The organism is Janthinobacterium sp. P210006, from assembly GCF_036231885.1.
Classification (GTDB): domain Bacteria; phylum Pseudomonadota; class Gammaproteobacteria; order Burkholderiales; family Burkholderiaceae_D; genus Janthinobacterium; species Janthinobacterium violaceinigrum.
Genome location: NZ_JAZARD010000001.1, coordinates 1,772,556 through 1,791,283, shown reverse-complemented (window position 1 = coordinate 1,791,283; position 18,728 = coordinate 1,772,556). Strand labels below are relative to the sequence as shown.

The 18,728-nt window shown below is 64.8% G+C and carries 16 protein-coding genes and 1 tRNA gene; 7 read left to right on the top strand and 10 right to left on the bottom strand.

Features of this window, described 5'->3' with window-relative positions; translation table 11 throughout:
• Positions 1-26 precede the first annotated feature (26 nt).
• Complete coding sequence (locus VPH41_RS08060; protein ID WP_328569527.1) at positions 27-923, bottom strand: LysR family transcriptional regulator; 897 nt, start codon at positions 921-923, stop codon at positions 27-29.
• A 236-nt stretch (positions 924-1,159) separates the two neighbouring features.
• Here VPH41_RS08060 and fur point away from each other — a divergent pair, with 236 nt between their 5' ends.
• The 7 genes from fur (at position 1,160) to VPH41_RS08025 (ending at position 5,879) form a co-directional block, all read left to right on the top strand.
• Positions 1,160-1,597: a ferric iron uptake transcriptional regulator gene (fur, locus tag VPH41_RS08055; protein ID WP_152258217.1), complete on the top strand. Its 438-nt coding sequence runs from the start codon at positions 1,160-1,162 to the stop codon at positions 1,595-1,597.
• 80 nt (positions 1,598-1,677) lie between these two features.
• The gene (locus VPH41_RS08050) at positions 1,678-2,040 is read left to right on the top strand and encodes a MerR family transcriptional regulator (RefSeq protein ID WP_328569526.1); all 363 of its coding nucleotides are present in this window, start codon (positions 1,678-1,680) and stop codon (positions 2,038-2,040) included.
• 73 nt (positions 2,041-2,113) lie between these two features.
• Positions 2,114-2,704 carry an NAD(P)H-dependent oxidoreductase gene (locus tag VPH41_RS08045; RefSeq protein WP_328569525.1) on the top strand — a complete coding sequence of 197 codons (591 nt, stop codon included), beginning with the start codon at positions 2,114-2,116 and terminating at the stop codon, positions 2,702-2,704.
• A 232-nt stretch (positions 2,705-2,936) separates the two neighbouring features.
• A complete protein-coding gene (locus VPH41_RS08040) occupies positions 2,937-4,091 on the top strand; it encodes a SpoIIE family protein phosphatase (protein ID WP_287773045.1) in 1,155 nt (384 codons plus the stop codon).
• 65 nt (positions 4,092-4,156) lie between these two features.
• Positions 4,157-4,714, top strand: coding sequence for a SiaB family protein kinase (locus VPH41_RS08035; RefSeq protein WP_071322933.1), 558 nt, complete (start codon positions 4,157-4,159; stop codon positions 4,712-4,714).
• Positions 4,715-4,736: 22 nt separating this feature from the next.
• A complete protein-coding gene (locus VPH41_RS08030; protein WP_152258221.1) occupies positions 4,737-5,135 on the top strand; it encodes a DUF1987 domain-containing protein in 399 nt (132 codons plus the stop codon).
• 3 nt (positions 5,136-5,138) lie between these two features.
• The gene (locus VPH41_RS08025; RefSeq protein WP_152284255.1) at positions 5,139-5,879 is read left to right on the top strand and encodes a GGDEF domain-containing protein; all 741 of its coding nucleotides are present in this window, start codon (positions 5,139-5,141) and stop codon (positions 5,877-5,879) included.
• A 14-nt stretch (positions 5,880-5,893) separates the two neighbouring features.
• Here VPH41_RS08025 and VPH41_RS08020 read toward each other — a convergent pair whose 3' ends face one another.
• From VPH41_RS08020 to VPH41_RS07980, 9 genes are all read right to left on the bottom strand, one after another.
• Positions 5,894-6,607: a substrate-binding periplasmic protein gene (locus VPH41_RS08020; RefSeq protein ID WP_226941512.1), complete on the bottom strand. Its 714-nt coding sequence runs from the start codon at positions 6,605-6,607 to the stop codon at positions 5,894-5,896.
• 158 nt (positions 6,608-6,765) lie between these two features.
• Positions 6,766-6,861: transfer RNA gene (locus VPH41_RS08015), tRNA-Sec, on the bottom strand.
• 12 nt (positions 6,862-6,873) lie between these two features.
• Positions 6,874-8,829: a selenocysteine-specific translation elongation factor gene (gene selB, locus VPH41_RS08010; protein WP_328569524.1), complete on the bottom strand. Its 1,956-nt coding sequence runs from the start codon at positions 8,827-8,829 to the stop codon at positions 6,874-6,876.
• Positions 8,826-10,235: an L-seryl-tRNA(Sec) selenium transferase gene (gene selA, locus VPH41_RS08005; protein WP_328569523.1), complete on the bottom strand. Its 1,410-nt coding sequence runs from the start codon at positions 10,233-10,235 to the stop codon at positions 8,826-8,828. Before selA ends, selB begins: the two co-directional genes overlap by 4 nt.
• A complete protein-coding gene (gene fdhE / locus VPH41_RS08000) occupies positions 10,232-11,320 on the bottom strand; it encodes a formate dehydrogenase accessory protein FdhE (protein WP_442906228.1) in 1,089 nt (362 codons plus the stop codon). The genes selA and fdhE overlap by 4 nt, the downstream gene beginning before the upstream one ends.
• 119 nt (positions 11,321-11,439) lie before the next feature.
• Positions 11,440-12,123 (bottom strand): formate dehydrogenase subunit gamma, encoded by a 684-nt coding sequence (locus tag VPH41_RS07995; RefSeq protein WP_226939124.1) that lies wholly within the window; start codon positions 12,121-12,123, stop codon positions 11,440-11,442.
• On the bottom strand, positions 12,110-13,033 hold the full coding sequence (gene fdxH / locus VPH41_RS07990) for a formate dehydrogenase subunit beta (RefSeq protein WP_152284259.1): 924 nt from the start codon (positions 13,031-13,033) through the stop codon (positions 12,110-12,112). Before fdxH ends, VPH41_RS07995 begins: the two co-directional genes overlap by 14 nt.
• Before the next feature lie 13 nt (positions 13,034-13,046).
• Entirely contained in the window at positions 13,047-16,118 is a 3,072-nt protein-coding gene (gene fdnG, locus VPH41_RS07985) for a formate dehydrogenase-N subunit alpha (protein ID WP_328569521.1), read from the bottom strand.
• A 294-nt stretch (positions 16,119-16,412) separates the two neighbouring features.
• Positions 16,413-18,563, bottom strand: a complete 2,151-nt coding sequence (locus VPH41_RS07980; RefSeq protein WP_328569520.1) for a TonB-dependent receptor — start codon at positions 18,561-18,563, stop codon at positions 16,413-16,415.
• Positions 18,564-18,728: the final 165 nt, after the last annotated feature.

Below are 18,728 nucleotides of genomic sequence, written 5' to 3'. Positions count from 1 at the left end.
AGGTCAAGAAATGCCGCATTGCAAAATTAGTTCGCTGCGATAAACAGGCTGGCGACCCAGTCGGCAAACACGCGCACGCGCGGCGACAATTGCCGGTGATGGGGATACAGCACGGACACGGGCAGCGGGTCGGGCCGCAAGTCGCGCAGCACCTCCACCAGTTCGCCGGCCGCCAGCGCCTGCTCCAGGTGATAGCGGGGCGCCTGGATCAAGCCCATGCCCGCGCGGCAGCAGGCGTGATACGCGTCGGCATTGTTGACGGACACCGTGCCCCCCAAGGCCACGCTGTGGCGCTGCCCCGCCACCTTGAAATCGAAGGGCCAGACCTTGCCCGTCTGCGCGGAAAAGAAATTGACGGCGCGGTGGCCGTCCAGCTGCGCCAGATGCTCCGGCGTGCCGTGCGCGGCCAGGTAGGCGGGGCTGGCGCACGTCACCTGCTCGAGCAGCGCCACGCGGCGCGCCACCATGGACGAGTCGCCCAGTTCGCCCACGCGCAGCACGCAATCGACGCCTTCGCGCACCAGGTCGACGAGGCGGTCGCCCATGCCGATTTCCAGTTCGATCAGCGGATAGCGGGTGCAGAACCGGTCCAGCACGGGCATCACGAAATGCATGGCCAAAGTCGCGTGCAGGTCGACGCGCAGCTTGCCGGCCGGCTGCTGCGCCGCCGAGGAAAACACGGCTTCCGTTTCTTCCAGGTCCGCCAGCAGGCGCACGCAGCGCTGGTAGTACGCGTCGCCATCGGGCGTGGGCGTCACTTGCCGCGTGGTCCGCTGCAGCAGGCGCACGCGCAGCCGCGCTTCGAGTTGCTTGATGGCATGCGTGACGGTGGCCTTCGGATAGCCGAGGTCATGCGCCGCCTGCGTGAAACTGCGCAGTTCGACGATGCGCGTAAAAATGCGCATCGCATCAAATCGGTCCATGCCCCGCTCCATTGTTATTGCCTGCTGCACAGTGTAGCGATATCGACCTTGGTTTTGCAATGCCAATGCAAGATGCGTGCGACGCAATCGGCGCTTGCGCCGATGTCACTGATTGTCAGGCCAGATAGCCCGCATAATATTTCCACTTCGCACAATACAAATGAGAATAGTAATGATTATCATTTGCGATATAATGCACTACCTCGCTCAGGCGACTACAAAAAGGAATGGGAGACATGGATATATTGAGGGAACTGCGTGAATCGGGCTTGAAAGTGACCATCCCCCGCTTGCGGATTCTGCAGCTGTTTCAAGAAGGCACGATCAAGCACCTGAGTGCGGACGATGTCTACAAACTCTTGCTGGCTGAAAAGATCGACGTGGGCCTGGCCACCATCTACCGCGTGCTGATGCAGTTTGCCGAAGCGGGCATCCTGTTTCGCCGGCATTTCGAATCGGGCCACGCCGTCTTCGAATTGAACGAAGGCCAGCACCACGACCACCTGGTCTGCACGGGTTGCGGCAAGGTCGATGAATTCGTCGACGAAGGCATCGAACTTCGCCAGAACGAGATCGCCGCCGAACGGGGCTTCGTGCTGCACGAACACGCGCTGTCGCTGTACGGCACCTGCGCCGAGTGCACGGCCAAGAAAATCCCGCCGCGCCGAGCCTGAGCGCGCCGGGGCGGTGCGGCATTCCGCCCTGCCCCGTCTTGCGCTACACTGCGCCCGCCCATGCTCAAGAAAGGACAGCCATGTACATCGGAGAAATCGCCCGCCTGGCGGGCACCTCGCCCAAGGCCTTGCGCCACTATGAGACCCTGGGCTTGCTGGGCGACGTGCGCCGTTCCGGCGCCTACCGCGTCTATACGCAGCAGGACCTGGCGCAAGTGAGGCTGATACGCCAGGCGCAGACCCTGGGCTTCCGCCTGGCCGAACTGCTGCCCATCCTGGCCGGCGACGATACCGACTGGGCCGCCCTGTCGCGGCACATCGCCGCCAAGCGCGCGCAGGTGCAGCAGGATATCGCCCGCCTGCGCCAGCTCGACGCGGAACTGGCCGGCATCGACTCGGAAATCCGCGACTGCCTAGCGCGCCAGCAGCCGCAGGCAGCGTAACACGACGCGCTTGACTCTGCCCCCAGGGGCAGGCTTTAGCATGCAAGCTCTTCTTTAATGGAAAGCCTGCATCATGAGCAAGACGACACCCAAGCGCATTCTCATCCTCCTCGGCCACCCGTCCAGCGACAGTTTCTGCGCCGCCCTCGCCGAGGCCTATGCCGGATCGGCGCGCGCGCAGGGCCACACGGTGCGCGAGCTGCGCCTGGGCCAGCTGGACTTCGATCCCGTCCTGCATGAAGGCTACCGCCAGGTGCAGCCGCTGGAGCCGGACCTGCTGGCCGCGCAGGAAGCCATTCTCTGGGCCGAACACCTGGTGTTTGCCTACCCGATCTGGTGGGGCGGCGCGCCGGCCCTGCTGAAAGGCTTTGTCGACCGCGTCTTCCTGCCCGGCTACGCCTTCAAGTACCGCCCCGGCAAGGCCTTCCCCGCGCAGCTGCTGAAGGGCCGCACGGCGCAGCTGCTGGTGGCGATGGACACGCCGCCGTGGTATTTCCGCTGGATCTACCACATGCCCGGCATCCACCAGCTGCGCAAGACGACCCTGGAATTTTGCGGCGTCAAGCCCGTCAAGGTGGCCAGTTTCGGCCCCCTCATCGATTCCACCGAAGCACAAAGACAGCGCTGGCTGGCACAGGCGCAGAGGCTGGCCCGGCGCCCGTGAGGTGCTTGCCATGCAGCCATCTTGCATACGGTTTTGACAAGCTGGTAATCAAGCCGTCATATTCGGCAGCTACCATGATGATATTGCCTGTTTGTCAGTCGCCTTGCCGCCGCGACAACAAGGGTCCGATCGTCATGTAAAGGTAGCCGCTGTGGAGTTCAACGCTTCTCGATTGCATCTTCCCCGTTATCGCACGTCCGTGGCGCTTGACCTGTGCATTCCCACGGAATCGGTGCAGGCCGACGCCAGCAATTTCGCCGTGCTGGAACTGTTCACGGAACGGCGCGACATGATGAGCCTGCCCGTCACGGAACAGCAGCGCCCCATCGGCTTAATCAGCCGCAACATCTTCATGTCGCAGATGTCCAAGCCCTTCTATCACGAGGTGTACGGCAAGAAGAGCTGCATCGCCTTCATGGACAAGGAACCGCTGATCGTCGACGGCGCCATGAGCATCGAAGACCTCACCTTCCGTGCCGTGGAAGCGGGCGAAAAGGCGCTGGCCGACGGCTTCATCATCACCGAGGATGGCGCGCTGGCCGGCGTGGGCTTCGGCTTGCAGCTGATGAACGTGGTGGCCACCATGCAGGCGGAAAAGAACCGGCAGATCATGCACAGCATCGATTACGCCAGCGTGATCCAGCGCGCGCTGCTGCGCACCTCGGACGCGGAACTGCGCGCCACCCTGCCCGACGCGCACCTGGAATGGCAGCCGCGCGACGTGGTCGGCGGCGACTTCTATTTTTTCGAACGCTACGAAGGCGGCTGGTTCGCCGCCATTGCCGACTGCACGGGCCATGGCGTGCCGGGCGCCTTCATGACCCTGATCGCGTCGTCGGCCCTGAGCCAGGCCCTGCGCGAACTGGGTCCGCGCGACCCGGCCGCCCTGATCGGCGCCGTCAGCCGCGCCATCAAGACCTTGCTGGGCCAGGATGCGGGCAGCGGCGAAGCCACGGGCCACGCCGGCTCGAACGACGGCATGGATTGCGCCTTCCTGTGCCATGACGCGGCCAGCGCCAGCCTGCGCTTCGCGGGCGCGAAACTGGCGCTGCACGTGGTGGCGCCGGGCGAAGACGCCGTGCGCGCCATCGACGGCGCGCGCATGGGCGTGGGCTATGTCGACACGCCGGCCGGCTACTGCTGGCACAACGAGACGCTGGACATTCCCGCCGGCAGCCTGCTGTTCATCACCACCGACGGCTTGCTCGACCAGATCGGCGGCGCGCGCGACATCGCCTACGGCAAGCGGCGCATGCGCGAACAGCTGCTGGCGCAGCGCGACGCACCCGCCAGCGACGTGGCGGCGGCGCTGCTGCAGGACAGCGCCGCCTGGCAAGGCAAGCAGCCGCGCCGCGACGACCTGACCTTTTTCTGTTTCCGCCTGTAGTTTTGACGCCATCGAGCCACCTTATCAACAAGAAACCGGGTCACCGGCTAGCCAGGAGCACGGACGTGCTGTACGAAGAATTCAACGAGTTTTGGGATGTGGCGCGCAAGCGCAACATCATCTTTTTTTACGTGGGCTATTTCTCGCAGCACGTGGTCAGCGCCATTTCCGAAACCATCAAGGCGCGCCTCGATACGGCGGGAGCGGCCGGCCCCACGCGGCGGCGCATCTTTTCCTCGTTCATCGAAATGTCGCAAAACATCATGCACTATTCGGCGGACAGCCTGACGCCCGATGCGCAGCTGGACCAGCAGATGCGGCGCGGCTCGTTCTGCATCGGCACGCGCGGCGACAGCTTTTTCCTGCTGTGCGCCAACCCCGTCTCGACGGACAACGTGGCGCAGATCCGCGCCCGCCTGGAACCGCTGCACACCATGACGATGGAGGAAATCCGGCTCGCCTACAAGAAGGCCCTGCGCGAGGAAACGCCGGCCGACAGCAAGGGCGCAGGCCTGGGCTTCCTCACCATGGCGCGCGACGCCAGCGAACCGCTGGAATTCGAATTCGTCCAGGATCCCCAGGAACCGGGGCACACCATCTTCTGCATCAAAGCCATCATTTGAAAGAGCCGACTCAGGAAAGCATATGCAATTACCGTCACCACTGTTCATCGCCGCGACCCCGAGTTCGCCCGAAATCGACTTCCGTTTCGAGCAGCACACCCTGTCGATCAAGGGCGAGTCGTATCCGGAAAACGCGGCCGCCTTCTATGGCCCGCTGATCGCCGCTGTACGCGCCTACCTGGAAGGCTGCCGCGAGAGCGCCATCACCGTCAACGTCTCGCTGGCCTACTTCAACAGCTCCAGCACGAAGATGCTGTTTACCCTGTTCGACACCCTGAACCAGGCGGCCATGGACGGCAACCAGGTGCGCCTGAACTGGTATCACGACGAGGACGATGACACCATCCTGGAATTCGGCCAGGAGCTGCAGCAGGATTTCACGGCGCTCGATTTCCGCGACCATCCCGTGCAGGGCAGCTAGAGCATGCGCGCCGCCATCTCCGAGGCCGAACTGGAGCCCGACCTGTTCACCGTGGAAGCGGCCGCGCTGGCCGCCGCGCGCCGCATGCACGCCGACGGCCATGCCAGCGGCGAGGCGCAGCGCCGCGTGCTCGGCGAACTGATTGTCCACTACGAGCGGCTGATGCGCGAGACGCGGCGCCTGATCGGCCGCAGCGACCGCGCCGAGCGCGACATGCATTTGCTGAACCGGCAATTGCAGACCCTGGCCGGCCAGCTCGAATACCGCGCCACGCACGACCCGCTGACGGGCGCCCTGAACCGCGGCGCCGTGATCGACCACGCCTCGCGCTGCCTGGCGCAGGGCGACATGGCGCTGATCGTGCTCGACATCGACCTGTTCAAGCAGGTCAACGACGACTTCGGCCACCCGGCCGGCGACGGCGTGATCCAGGCCGTGGTCGACTGCCTGAAAGAGTTGCTGGGACAGGAAACGGCCATCGGCCGCGTGGGAGGCGAAGAGTTTTCCGTGGTCTGGCCCACGTCCTCGCGCGACGACGCGGCCGCCATCGCGCAGCGCATCTGCGACACCGTCGGCCGCCAGCGCCATGCGGCGCCCATCACGCGCGCCATCACCGTCAGCGTGGGCCTGAGCTGGAACCGCGCCGGCACGGCATTCGAGACGGCCTACAGCCATGCCGACCAGGCCCTGTACCAGGCCAAGCGCGAAGGCCGCAACTGCGTGCGCCAGTGGCTGGAGAGCTGAACCGGCGCCCCGGATCAGCGCAGCTGTTCGCGCGCCATGCTGCCGTCGCGGCGCATGGCGGCAGCGGCGCGCTGCATGGCCGCCACCTGCGCCTCGGGCAACTGCTTGTTGCAGGCCAGGTAGGTCTGCACGCGGTTGAAGGTCAGCAGCGGCACCACCTTGCCCTCCCACTGCTTGCCGGCAAACGGCTTGCTGCCCACCGCCATGCCCACGGCCCACAGGTCGATGCGCCCGAGCAGCAGCTTTTGCGGATTGAGCCATTCCTGCGTGACGGGCGCCACGCTCAGGCCCCGCTGGCGCAGGTAGTCGTCGCGCGCGTCGCCCAGCACCGTGCCGATCACCAGTCCGCGCGCATCGTCGAGCGTGCGCAGCGCCAGATGCCGTTCGGCCAGGCCGTACAGCACCCATTCCGCTTCGTTCAGCGGGCCGATCCAGCGAAACTGCGCTTCGCGCTCCTGCGTGCGCGTGGTGGAAAAGATGCAGGTGTCCGCTTCGCGCAGCGCCTGCGCATACGCGCGCTTCCACGGCAGCAGTTCGATACCGTAGGAAAGGCCGGCGCGCGCCATGATTTCGCGCACCTTGAGCGTTTCACGTCCGACGACGACATTGCCTTCCATCATGCTCGATGGCGGCAAGTGCTCGCCGACGACGCGCACGTCCGCCGCCGCGGCCAGCGCCGGCATCAGCGCCACCACTGCCAGCAGCCGTGCCATGCTTGCTTGTTTCATGCTTGCTTTCATCTGCTACGGAGGATTCAAGCCGATGTTACCATCGGCCCGCGCCAGCATCGCCGCATATTGCCAATTAAACCATTTATTTTCCGCAACGTGGCAACAGGCCAACGCCGGAACGGTCTGCATGCGGGGGAAAGGAAGAGAGGAGCAAGTGGCGGAAAACAGTAGGAGTCGAACCTACGGGAGAACGTCTGACGCCCTCCACCGGGTTTGAAGCCCGGCCACATCACCGGATGAGTGTGCTTTCCGCGGTGCCTGAGCTAGCTGTTGGGCAAGGCTGCAGCGTAGGACCACAGCGCCTGCGGGCGTAATAGATGCCCATTGCCAACACGTCGAGTATAACCGACGCGGTCGAAGAACTCCAGAACCTGGATCGCCCGCTTGCGGCCCAGGCCGCTTGCGTCGCGGAAGGTGGCCGCCCCGACGGCGCCGCTGCCCGCTGGCAAGCCGCCATCGTCTTCGGCCTTTTGCGCCAGTTCCCGCACCAGCTGCGCCAGCTCGGCCAGCGCCGCCTGATGATAAAACAGGTCGTGCACCACCTGGCTGATCTGGCCTGCCTTGGCCAGTTTGCGCAGCAGCCGGCGCGTTTCATCCTCGGCCAGGCCGAAGTGGCGCGCCAGGTCGCGCGTCCACGGCGGATCGAAGCGCCCTTGCACGAGGGCTGCCAGCAAGGGCTCGGCCATGGCCTGCTCCTGCGGCGTCAGTTCCACGCTGTGGGTGGGCAAGTGCAGGCTGGCGCCCCGCGCCTGCACCTTGTCCTGCGCCAGCAAGCCTTCGACCAGGTGGCTCCACAAGGCGTCTTCCATCTCCGCGTCGACGATGCGCTTCAGGCGCCACAGCTCCGGCCCCGCTTCGTCCGGCGCGCGCGCGTGGAACTGGGCCAGCGCGGCCAGCATCCGCTCTTCCAGCACGGCCCGCGCCGCCGGTGCCAGCAGCAGGGCGTCGCCGGCGCGCAAGCCGATGCGTTGCGTGTCGGGCGGCAGCGCGATGGCAGCGGCCGGCAGCAGCGACAAACGCACGAGCAGCGACTCGCGCAGGCCCAGCGGGCTTTGCGCCAGCAGGGCCGCATAATCGGCGTGCGCGACGAACGCCGCCAGCGCGTCCAGCCAGGCCAGGCGCGCGGGGCTGCGCCGCTTGCGCGCGGGACCGAACGGATCGAGCACCATGCCGCCGCCCACCGTCTGCGTGGCTTGCGCATTGCGCACGACGAAGCGGTCGCCCGGCACGCCGTGCATGGGTGCATCGAACACCAGCTGCACCCTGCCCGTCTGCCCCGGCGACAGGGTCTCGCCATCGAGCATGACGGCGCGCGCCAGCTGGTGTGCCGCGCCCAGGTGCACGTGCAGCGGCGACCAGGCTTTCAATTGCACGCCCGCGTCGGGCAGCAGGGTCAGTTCCACGTCGAGGCGTTCGGAACACTGCGCCAGTTCCTGCGCCACGATCCAGTTGCCCCGCTCGATGCGTTCGCGGTCGATGCCCGCCAGGTTCAGCGCCAGGCGCTGGCCCGCCATGCCCGTCTCGGCCGCGCGGTTCTGCGCATGGATGCTGCGCACGCGCGCTTGCGCGCCGCCGGGCGCCAGCTGCAAGGTGGCGCCCACCGTGGCCATGCCGGCCAGCGCCGTGCCGGTGACGATGGTGCCCTGCCCCGACAAGGTGAATACGCGGTCCACGCCCAGGCGGAACAGGCGCCGCTCGTCGCGCCGCGGCAGGCTGCGCGCCACCTGCGTCAAATGCGCGAGCAGGGCCGCCACGCCCGGGTCATGCTCCTGGCTGGCGGCCGTGGGGAAGATGGGACTGCCCGCCAGCGGCGTGCCGGCCAGCAGCGCCTCGATATCGGCTTCCACCTGCGCCACGCGGGCGCCATCGGCGCGGTCGACCTTGGTCAGCGCCACGGCGCCCCGCGCCACACCCAGCAGCTGCAAGATCTCCAGATGCTCGTGCGTCTGCGGCATGATGCCGTCGTCGGCCGCCACCACCAGCAGCGCGAAGTCGATGCCCGTCACGCCGGAAGCCATGGTGCGGATGAATTTTTCGTGGCCGGGCACGTCGATCACGCCCAGCACCGTGCCGTCAAGCAGCGGCAGGTAGGCATAGCCCAGTTCTATCGAGATGCCGCGCGCCTGCTCTTCCTTCAGGCGGTCCGTGTGCACGCCCGTGAGCGCGCGCGTCAAGGTCGTCTTGCCATGGTCGATATGGCCTGCGGTGCCGACGATCATGCGGACAACTCACCGAGCTGCCCGATGAAGGCCGCCTCGTGCGCCGCTTCCAGGCAGCGCAGGTCCAACCACAGGGTATCCTGGCCGATGCGTCCGATCACGGGGCATGGCAAGGCGCGCAGCCGCTGTTCCAGCGCGCCCAGCGGATTGCTCAGGCGCGCGCCGGGCGCGCTGCGGATGGCCAGGCCAAAGCTGGGCAGCTGGTCGACGGGCAAGGCGCCGCTGCCGATCTGGCTGCACATCGTTTCGGCCGTCACCACGTAAGAGGCGCCCAGCGCGCCCTGCAGCAGCGGCAGCAGGATCTCCGCCTGCGCGCGCATGGCGGCGGCGGGCCGCGTCAGCAGGCGCAAGGTGGTCAGCCGCTCGGCCAGCAAGTCCGGCGCGCGGTATAGCCGCAGCACGGGCTCCAGGGCGGCCAGGGTCAGCTTGCCCACGCGCAGCGCGCGTTTCAGGGGATTGCGCTTGATTTTTGCAATCAGGTCGGCGCGCCCGACGATAACGCCGCATTGGGGGCCGCCCAGCAGCTTGTCGCCGCTGAACGTCACGAGGTCGGCGCCCGCTTCGATGGTTTCGCGTACCGTCGTTTCATGCGGCAGACCGTATTGCGCCAGGTCGACGAGGGTGCCGCTGCCCAGGTCCACGGCCGCGGGCACGCCGTGTTGCGCCGCCAGCGGCACCAGCTCGTCCAGTTCCACGCTTTTCGTGAAGCCGGTGATCGCGTAATTGCTGCAATGGACCTTCATCAGCAAGGCCGTGCGTTCATTGACACCGTTCGCGTAATCGGCCAGGTGCGTGCGGTTGGTGCTGCCCACTTCGCGCAGCACGGCGCCGGCGCGCGTCATCACGTCGGGGATGCGGAAGGCGCCGCCGATTTCCACCAGTTCGCCGCGCGAGACGATCACTTCCCTGCCCTGCGCCAGGGTATTGAGCATCAGCAGCACGGCAGCCGCGTTGTTGTTGACGATGGTGGCCGCTTCGGCCCCCGTCAGTTCGCGCAGCAGTTCCTCGACCAGGTCGTCGCGGTCGCCCCGCTTGCCCGTCTCCAGGTCGAATTCCAGGTTCATCGGCCATTGCAGCGCTTCCACCACGGCTTGCACGGCGGCGTCGGGCAGCAGCGCGCGGCCCAGGTTCGTGTGCAGCACGGTGCCCGTCAGGTTGAAGACGGCGCGCAGCGGCGAGCGCGATTGCGCCTGCAGGCGTTCGTCCATCTGCGCGGCGATGGCGGCAATCGATGCGCCCTCTTCGCACACTGCGCCCGCCAGCATGGCCGTGCGCAGTTCGGCCAGCACGGCGCGCGCGCAGGCCAGCGTCTGCACGCGGCCATGCCGGACGATCAAATCAAGGCAAACCGCGTCGCCCAGGATGCGGTCCACCGACGGCAGGCGCACGGTTTGCCCGGCCGTCATGCTGGCTGGCCTTCGCTGCTTTCGCTCTTCCCCAGCCACAGCAGCGGATTGCCGCTGGCGCGCTGGTAGCCCGCCTCGCCCACCAGCAGGTCGAGCATCAGGCTGGCCAGGTCGTCGGCCAGCGGCTCGACGTTGTAATCGTGCTCCTGGTTGAAGACCTTGCGGTAGGTGTGGCAATCGTCGCAGGTTTCCGCGCGCGCCACCTTCTTCGGATCGTTGGCCTTGTTCGGCAATTTGTCGTCCTTCGCCGTCACGGGGTCGAACGGCGCCGCGTCGGCCGCGTCCAGGCCCTGGTAGGCGATCTTGCCATTCTGTTCGCACGTCGAGCACTTCACGCGCACCATATGCCATTCGCTTTCGCAGATGCCGCAGTGCAGATAGCGGTAGCCCTGCGAGCCGCCGCCGATGCGGATCACGCTGGCGACGGGGTGCGAGCCGCAGACGGGGCACAGGGTGCCCGTTTCCAGGTCCGGCACGCGCGTGGCGCGCAGCTGGCTGGCCGACGTCGACCACAGCACTTGCAGGGCGGCCGCGACGAACGGCGCATGCATGGGATTGAGGTTGTCGCCATTCTCGTCGAGCACGGCATCGGCGCAGGCATCGAGCGCCGTGTCATCGAGAGCGCGCAGCTGCGCCAGCACCTGGTTCAGGCCGCCGGACAGGGCCGGCTGGCGGTCTGCCGTGGCGGCCAGTTCGTCGAGCAGGCTGGCGAAAATAGCGCGCCACACGGGCGGCCGGGCGCCGTTGACGGGCAGCACGGGCATGCGGTGGGCCATGGCGCGGCGCAGCACTTCGGCGTCGGCCACGGGCACGGCGCCGGGCGCCAGCCTGGCCACGACAGCGGCCTGCGCATCGGCCAGCGCGGCCATCAGCACCAGGTAGCCCTGCATGCCCGCATCGACGGGGATGCCCTTGATCTTGCCCTGCGCCAGTTCGCGCAAGCGCAAGGCGCGCGCCGTAAACAGGCTGTCAGGCTGCGGCAGCAGCAGGCGCGGAATCGCGTTATGGTCCAGGCCTTCGATTTCGCCTGGCTGGAGTATGCGTTGTACCAATGGAGTTTTCCCATCAAAAAAGGCCGAGTACATTCGGCGAGCCCATCCGACGGATGCGGCTGTGTTTCGAAACTATTTTAATCGATAAAGAGAAAGGGGCCGATCCTGTGGGACCGGCCCCGGCTCTTGCAGCGGGTGTGACTGGCAGCAGCTTAATCCTTGCTGTTGCGCATCTCCGCCTCAAACCACTTCGGATGGTGCTTGCGCGCCCAGCCGTAGGTGACGGTGCCGCGCACCATGGCACCGATCGAGCCCTTGACCCACAGGGCCGCGTAGATATGCACGATGATGGCGCAGATGATGCCGAACGCGCACACGGCATGCAGCAAGGCGGCCGCGCGGATGACGGGGATCGGGAAATAGAACGCGAAATACGCGCGCCAGATCACGATGCCCGACAACAGCAGACCGCACATGCATGCCAGCAAGGCGAAGAACAGCATCTTCTGGCCCGCATTGTACTTGCCGATCTTCGGCAGCTTTTCTTCGCGGTTGTTGAGCACGTCATCCATCTGTTTCAGCCACTGCTTGTCGCCGTCCTCGAACTTGTTGTGGTGCCAGAAGCGCACCACCAGGATTGCGAACGAGACGAACATCACCAGGCCGGCAAACGGATGCAGGATGCGCGTCCATTGCCCGCCGCCGAACAGGTTGGCCAGCCACGCCATCGACGGATGGAACATGGCCAGGCCGGACAGGGCCAGCATGACGAAGGTAATGGCGGTGACCCAGTGATTCGTGCGCTCGTTGGGGTTGTAGCGCTGGATCAGCGGATTGCCATCCTTGTCGTACAGCTTGCCATTGTGCAGTTCACTGTGCTGTTCATGATGATTCATGCTGCCCCTCCTTGATGCGCTTGGCCTCGTCCAGGGCTTCGCGTTCTTCATCCTTGCTCACTTCGTTCGGACCGACACGCGTGTAGTGGAACAGGCCCGCCAGCGCCGTGGCCGCCATGCCTGCCACGGCCAGCGGCTTGGCCCAGCCCTTCCAGAAGCCCACCATCAGGCTGATGCTCGGCTTGTCAGGCAGGTTGGAATACAGGCGCGGCTTGTCGGCATGGTGCAGCACGTACATCACGTGCGTGCCGCCCACGCCCAGCGGGTCGTACAGGCCCGCGTTCTCGAAACCGCGCGACTTCAGGTCGACGATGCGCTCTTCCGCATGCACCTTCATGTCTTCCTTGGTGCCGAACACGATGGCGCCCGTCGGACACGTCTTCACGCAGGCCGGTTCCTGGCCCACGGCCACGCGGTCCGAGCACAAGGTGCACTTGTAGGCGCGGTCGTCCTTCTTCGAGATGCGGGGCACGTCGAAAGGACAGCCGGCCACGCAGTAGCCGCAGCCGATGCAGTTTTCCTGGTGGAAATCGACGATGCCGTTCGTGTATTGCACGATGGCGCCCGGCGCCGGGCAGGCTTTCAGGCAGCCCGGGTCCTCGCAGTGCATGCAGCCATCCTTGCGGATCAGCCACTCGAGGTTGCCGTCGTTGCTTTCGTGTTCGGCAAAACGCATCACCGTCCACGATTGCGGCGTCAGGTCCGTCGGATTGTCGTAGGTGCCATGGTTTTCGCCGACCTCGTCACGCAGGTCGTTCCATTCCATGCACGCCGTCTGGCAAGCCTTGCAGCCGATGCATTTCGACACGTCGATCAGCTTGGCCACGGTGCCCGTCACCGGGGTACGCGCTTGCGGCGGCGTCACCGTGGTGGCGGACAGGCGCCGGATATCTAAGGATTGCAGTGCCATTATCGATCTCCCATCATGCTTTTTCCACCTTCACGAGGAAGGACTTGAATTCCGGTGTCTGCGAATTCGCATCCCCCACGCCCGGTGTCAGGGAGTTGATCAGATACCCCGGCTTGGCCACCCCCGTGAAGCCCCAGTGCAATGGCAGGCCCACGGTATGCACCTGCTTGCCTTCGATCTTCAAGGCCTTGATGCGCTTGGTGACGACGGCCTTGGCGATGATGTGGCCCCGCTTGGAACTGACCCTGACCTTGCCGCCGGCCACCACGCCGATGCTGGCCGCCAGCTCTTCGCCGATTTCAACGAATTGCTCCGGCTGGATGATGGCGTTCAGGCGCGCATGCTTGGTCCAGTAATGGAAATGCTCGGTCAAGCGGTAGCTGGTGGCCACATGCGGGTATTCCTCATGCGTGCCGAACAGCTTGCGGTCATCGGCAAACACGCGCGCGCCCGGATTGCTGGTCGCCTGCGGGTTTTTCGGATGCATGGGGTTGTAGCCGAGCGGATTTTCAAACGGCTCGTAATGCTCGGGGAACGGCCCTTCGGCCATGGCGCCGCGCGCAAAGAAGCGCGCCACGCCCTCGCCCAGCATGATGAACGGCCCCATGCCGTTTTCCGGCGGTTCGTCGACCTTGAAGTCGGGAATGTCGGCGCCCGTCCAGTTCGTGCCATTCCACTCGATCAGCTTGCGGGTCGGATCGAAAGGCTTGCCCTTCAAGTCGCACGAGGCACGGTTGTACAGCACGCGGCGATTGGCCGGCCATGCCCAGGCCCAGCCCAGGGTCTGGCCGATGCCCGTCGGGTCGCTGTTGTCGCGGCGCCCCATCTGGTTGCCTGCCTGCGTCCAGCTGCCGGCAAAGATCCAGCAACCGCTGGTGGTCGTGCCATCGTCGCGCAATTGCGCAAACGACGCCAGCTGCTCACCCTTCTTGACCAGCAGCTTGGTCGGATCCTTGGGATCGTACAAGTCGGCCAGCGCCTTGCCGTTGAATTCACGGGCAATCTCTTCCGGCTGCGGATTATGCGGCTGCGCATAATTCCACGTCAGGTTGACGATCGGATCGGGGAACTTGCCGCCCTCTTTCTGGTACATGGTGCGCATGCGCAGGAACAGGCCCGACATGATCTCCAGGTCGCTGCGCGCCTGGCCCGGCGGTTCGGCCGCCTGCCAGTGCCACTGCAGCACGCGCGAGGAACTGACCAGCGAACCGCGCTCTTCGGCGAAGCAGCTGGTCGGCAGGCGGAACACTTCCGTCATGATCTTGGTGGGATCGACTTCGTGGAACTCGCCGTGCGGACGCCAGAATTCGCCCGTTTCCACGGCCAGCGGGTCCATGATGACGAGGAACTTCAGCTTCGACAGCGCTTCCGTGACCTTCTGCTTGTTCGGCGCGGACGCGATGACGTTGAAGCCCTGGCAGATATAGCCCGTCATCTTGCCTTGGTGCATGTTCTCGATCGCTTGCATCAAGTCATACGGCTTGTCCAGCTTGGGCAGGTAGTCGAACGCGTAGTTGTTCTCGGCCGTGGCGAAATCCCCCCACCACGTCTTCATGAAACTGACGTGGAACTTGCGGTAATTGCTCCAGTAGCTGAGCTGGTTCGGCCGCAGCGGCTTGGTGGCGCGCGCGGCGATGTAGGCGTCGAAGTCCTGCTCGCCCTCGTTCGGCAGGGTCATATAGCCCGGCAACAAGTTCGACATCAGGCCCAGGTCGGTCAAGCCCTGGATGTTCGAGTGGCCGCGCAAGGCGTTCATGCCGCCGCCCGCGATACCCATATTGCCCAGCAACAGCTGCACCATGGCGCCCGTGCGGATGGTCTGCGCGCCCGTCGAGTGGTGCGTCCAGCCCAGTGCGTACAGGATGGTGCCGGCGCGTCCCGGCACGGCCGTCGAGGCCAGCGCCTCCGCCACCTTGTGGAACTTGTCGGGCGACACGCCGCACGTGCGCTCGACCATCTCGGTCGTGTAGCGCGCGTAGTGCTTCTTCATCATCTGGTAGACGCAGCGCGGGTGTTCCATGGTCGGGTCGACCTTGGCATAGCCATCTTCGCCGATCTCGTAATCCCAGGTGCTCTTGTTGGTGTACTTGCCTTTTTCCTTGTCGAAACCCGAGAACAGGCCATCTTCGAACGCATAGTCTTCGCGCACGATGAAGGGCATGTCCGTGTAGTTGCGCACGTACTCATGCTGGATCTTGTCGTTCGTCAGCAGATAATTGATGATCGCGCCGAGGAAGACGATGTCCGTGCCGGTACGCGTGGCGCAGTAGTAATCTGCCACGGATGCGGTACGGGTAAAGCGCGGATCGACAACGATCAGCTTGGCCTTGTTATGCGCCTTCGCTTCCGTTACCCATTTGAATCCGCAAGGATGTGCTTCTGCTGCATTGCCGCCCATGACCAGAATCACGTCGGCATTCTTGATATCGACCCAATGATTCGTCATCGCGCCACGGCCAAACGTCGGGGCAAGACCTGCCACCGTCGGTCCGTGTCATACACGCGCCTGATTATCAAAGGTCAGCATCCCCATGCTGCGCACTGTCTTGTGGGTCAGATACCCCACCTCGTTGCTGCCGGCGGACGCGGCCAGCATGCCGGTGGAGAGCCAGCGGTTGACGGTCTTGCCGTCGGCATTCTTTTCGATCAGGTTGGCATCGCGGTCATCCTTCATCAGGCGCGCGATCTTGTCGAGCGCCACATCCCAGGAGATCGGTTGCCATTCCGTGCCGCCCGGTGCGCGGTACTCGGGCACTTTCAGGCGGTTCGGGCTGTGAATGAAGTCGACCAGACTGGCGCCCTTCGGGCACAGGGTGCCGCGGTTCACCGGGTGATCGGCATCGCCTTCCACGTGGATGATGCTGGAGACGGCGTTTTTCGCGCCATCGCCCAGTCCATACAGCAGAACGCCGCATCCTACCGAACAGTAAGGACAGGTATTGCGTGTCTCGGTCGTGCGAGACAGCTTGTATTGCCGCACTTCCGCCATCGCCTGGCCCGGTGCGAAACCGAGCAGGGCGAGGCTGGAACCAGCAATGGTCGCGCCAGTAACCCGAAGGAACTGGCGCCTGGACATCTGAACCATATTCAGGCCTCTATGATGTGAGTAAATAAAAAGTCATACGGCGTCGTGGTGGTGTCATATGACCAAGATATAAGCACCATGCCTGTGCCGTATGACACCATTTTACCCCTCAAACTCAGACAAGGCTTAGTCCGCTGGAAAAAATTGCCTTTAGTCAACATTAATTTGACGATACCGAACATTCCCTCTAAACAATGCCAGCCGGCCCGCACGCTTGCATATCGCTACCCACCGACGAAAAAAAAACCCGCTCGCGAGCGGGTTTTTGCTGTCTGTCCGAAGATCGGGCTCGGCTTACAGGCTGTAGCGCAAGGTCAGCGCCACGTTGCGCGGCGCACCCGGCAAGCTCAGGTTCGGGCTGGAACCGTGGCCCGAGACGATGTAGCGCGTGTCGCCGATATTGTTGAGGTTCAGCTGCACTTCATAGCGGCCCGTGCGGTACGCGGCCATGGCGTCGGCCGTCACGTAGCCCGGCAGCACCACCGTGTTGCCCGGATTGGCGAAGCGGCTGCCGACGGCGTTCGCGCCGCCGCCCACCGTGAAGCCGTGGCCCAGATCCTTCGTCAGCCACAGGTTGGCCGTGTTGCGCGAGGTCAGGGTGGCGCGCTTGCCCTTGACGGCGACGGAACTGGCCGTCGTCGTGCCCGGCGTATTCACGCTCCTGTCGACGGCGATGGAATCGGTGATGGTGGCGTCCAGCCAGGCGTAGCCGGCCATCATTTTCCAGCCGTCGTGCAAGTCTGCATTGAAGGTCAGCTCCAGGCCATCCGTGCGCTGCGTGCCCACGGGCACGATGCGGTTCGTGATCGGGTCGCTGGTCTTGATGTTGTCGCGCTCGAGGCGGAACAGCGACACGGTGGCGTTGGCGCGGCCGCCCCACAAGTCATACTTGGCGCCCACTTCCGTGTTACGCGTGGTTTCCGGCGCCAGGTCCGCATTGTTGGCGGCCAGGGCGAAGTTCTCGCCGCTGGGCTGGAACGAACGGCTCCACGACGCGTAGTACGATTGCGCCGCGCTCGGCTGCCAGACGAGGCCGGCGCGGGGGCTGTAGGCCGAATCCGTGCGCGACAAGTCTGCCGTCGTCACGCCCGCCGCATTGGCCAGGCGCGACTGCTGCTTGTAGCGGTCGTAGCGCAAGCCGGCCAGCGCCTTCCACTCGTCGCTGAAACTGATGGCATCCTGCACGTAGGCGGCGGCCGTGTCGTAGGTACCGAACGTATCGCTGCGCGCGCCCAGCTTGCTGCGGTCGACGACGGGCAGCACGGGGTTGAAGATCGACACATTCGTCGCCACCACGGTCGAAGCCCAGCTACTGGCATCCTTGTTCTGCTTGCCGAACTCGGCCCCGTACAGCACTTCGTGGCGCATGGAACCCGTGAGCAGCTTTTGCGTCAGTTCCGTCTGGTTGAACCAGCCGCTCTCATCGCGGTTCAGCTTGGCGTGGCCAAAGCTCATCGTGCCTTTGACTTCGTTGACGTTGCCGGAAATATTCGTGTTGTTGCGGTCCAGGTGGTAATCGTAATAGCGGAAGGCATTGCGCAGCGACAAGGTATCGCTGAACTTGTGCGTCAGGGTGGCGGCCGTGGACACCACGCGCGACTGGCTGAAATCGGCATCGCGGGCGTTGGCGGCGCCGTAATACGTGCCCGCATCGACGGCCACGGGACGGCCCTGGTAGGACGGGATGCCGAAGTCCGTCAAACGGCGGTCTTCCAGGTATTCGCCCTGCAGCAACAGTTTCGTCGCGCTCGACAGGCGGATGGCCGCCGATGGCGCCAGCGCCGTGCGGTTGATGAATTGCTGGTCGCGGTAGCTGTCCGACAATTCGCGCGCGCCCGTGAAACGCCAGTCCACCGTCTCGCCCACGCGGCCCACGTCGACTTCGCCGCGGCGGCCAGCCGTGTTTGTCAAGCTCAGCGCCACGTCCGTGATATCCACGCCCGGCTTCTTGGTGATGCGGTTGACCAGGCCGCCCGAGGAGCCGCGGCCGTACAGCACGGCGGCCGGCCCCTTGATCACTTCCAGGCGCTCCACGTTCGACAGGTCGCGGAAATACAGGGCGTCATCGCGGAAGCCGTCAACGAACTGGTCGCCGATGGCCGTGAAGCCGCGGATGAACACCTGGTCGCGCTGGCCGTCGCCCGTGGACAGGCCCACGCCAGGGATGTTCTTCATGATGTCCTGGATCGACATGGCGTGCTGGTCGCGGATGACGGCGGCCGGCACCACGTTGATCGTCTGCGGCACATCGCGCAAGGCCATTTCCGTCTTGGTGCCGCTGGCGGAGGTGCCGGCCACATAGCCATCCTTGTCCTTCGATGCCGTCACGGTCACGGCGGGCAGGCTTTCCTGCGCCCAGGCTGCCAATGGCGTGGCGCCAAAGGTCAAGGCGCCCAGTACGGCGATGGTGATCGGTTTGATTCCTGGCTTGCGCGGTTGCTGCATACGATTCCCTGGTCAATGTTTTAATACGAATGATTATCATTAGTATTTTATCAGCCGACGGGGGAAAAAGTAAGGCGGAATGTAAGTGATAGTACTTATATACACGCAACTTGATGTAAAAAAGCAACAGGAAATCAATATCAAAAAACAATTAAAATTGCCGCC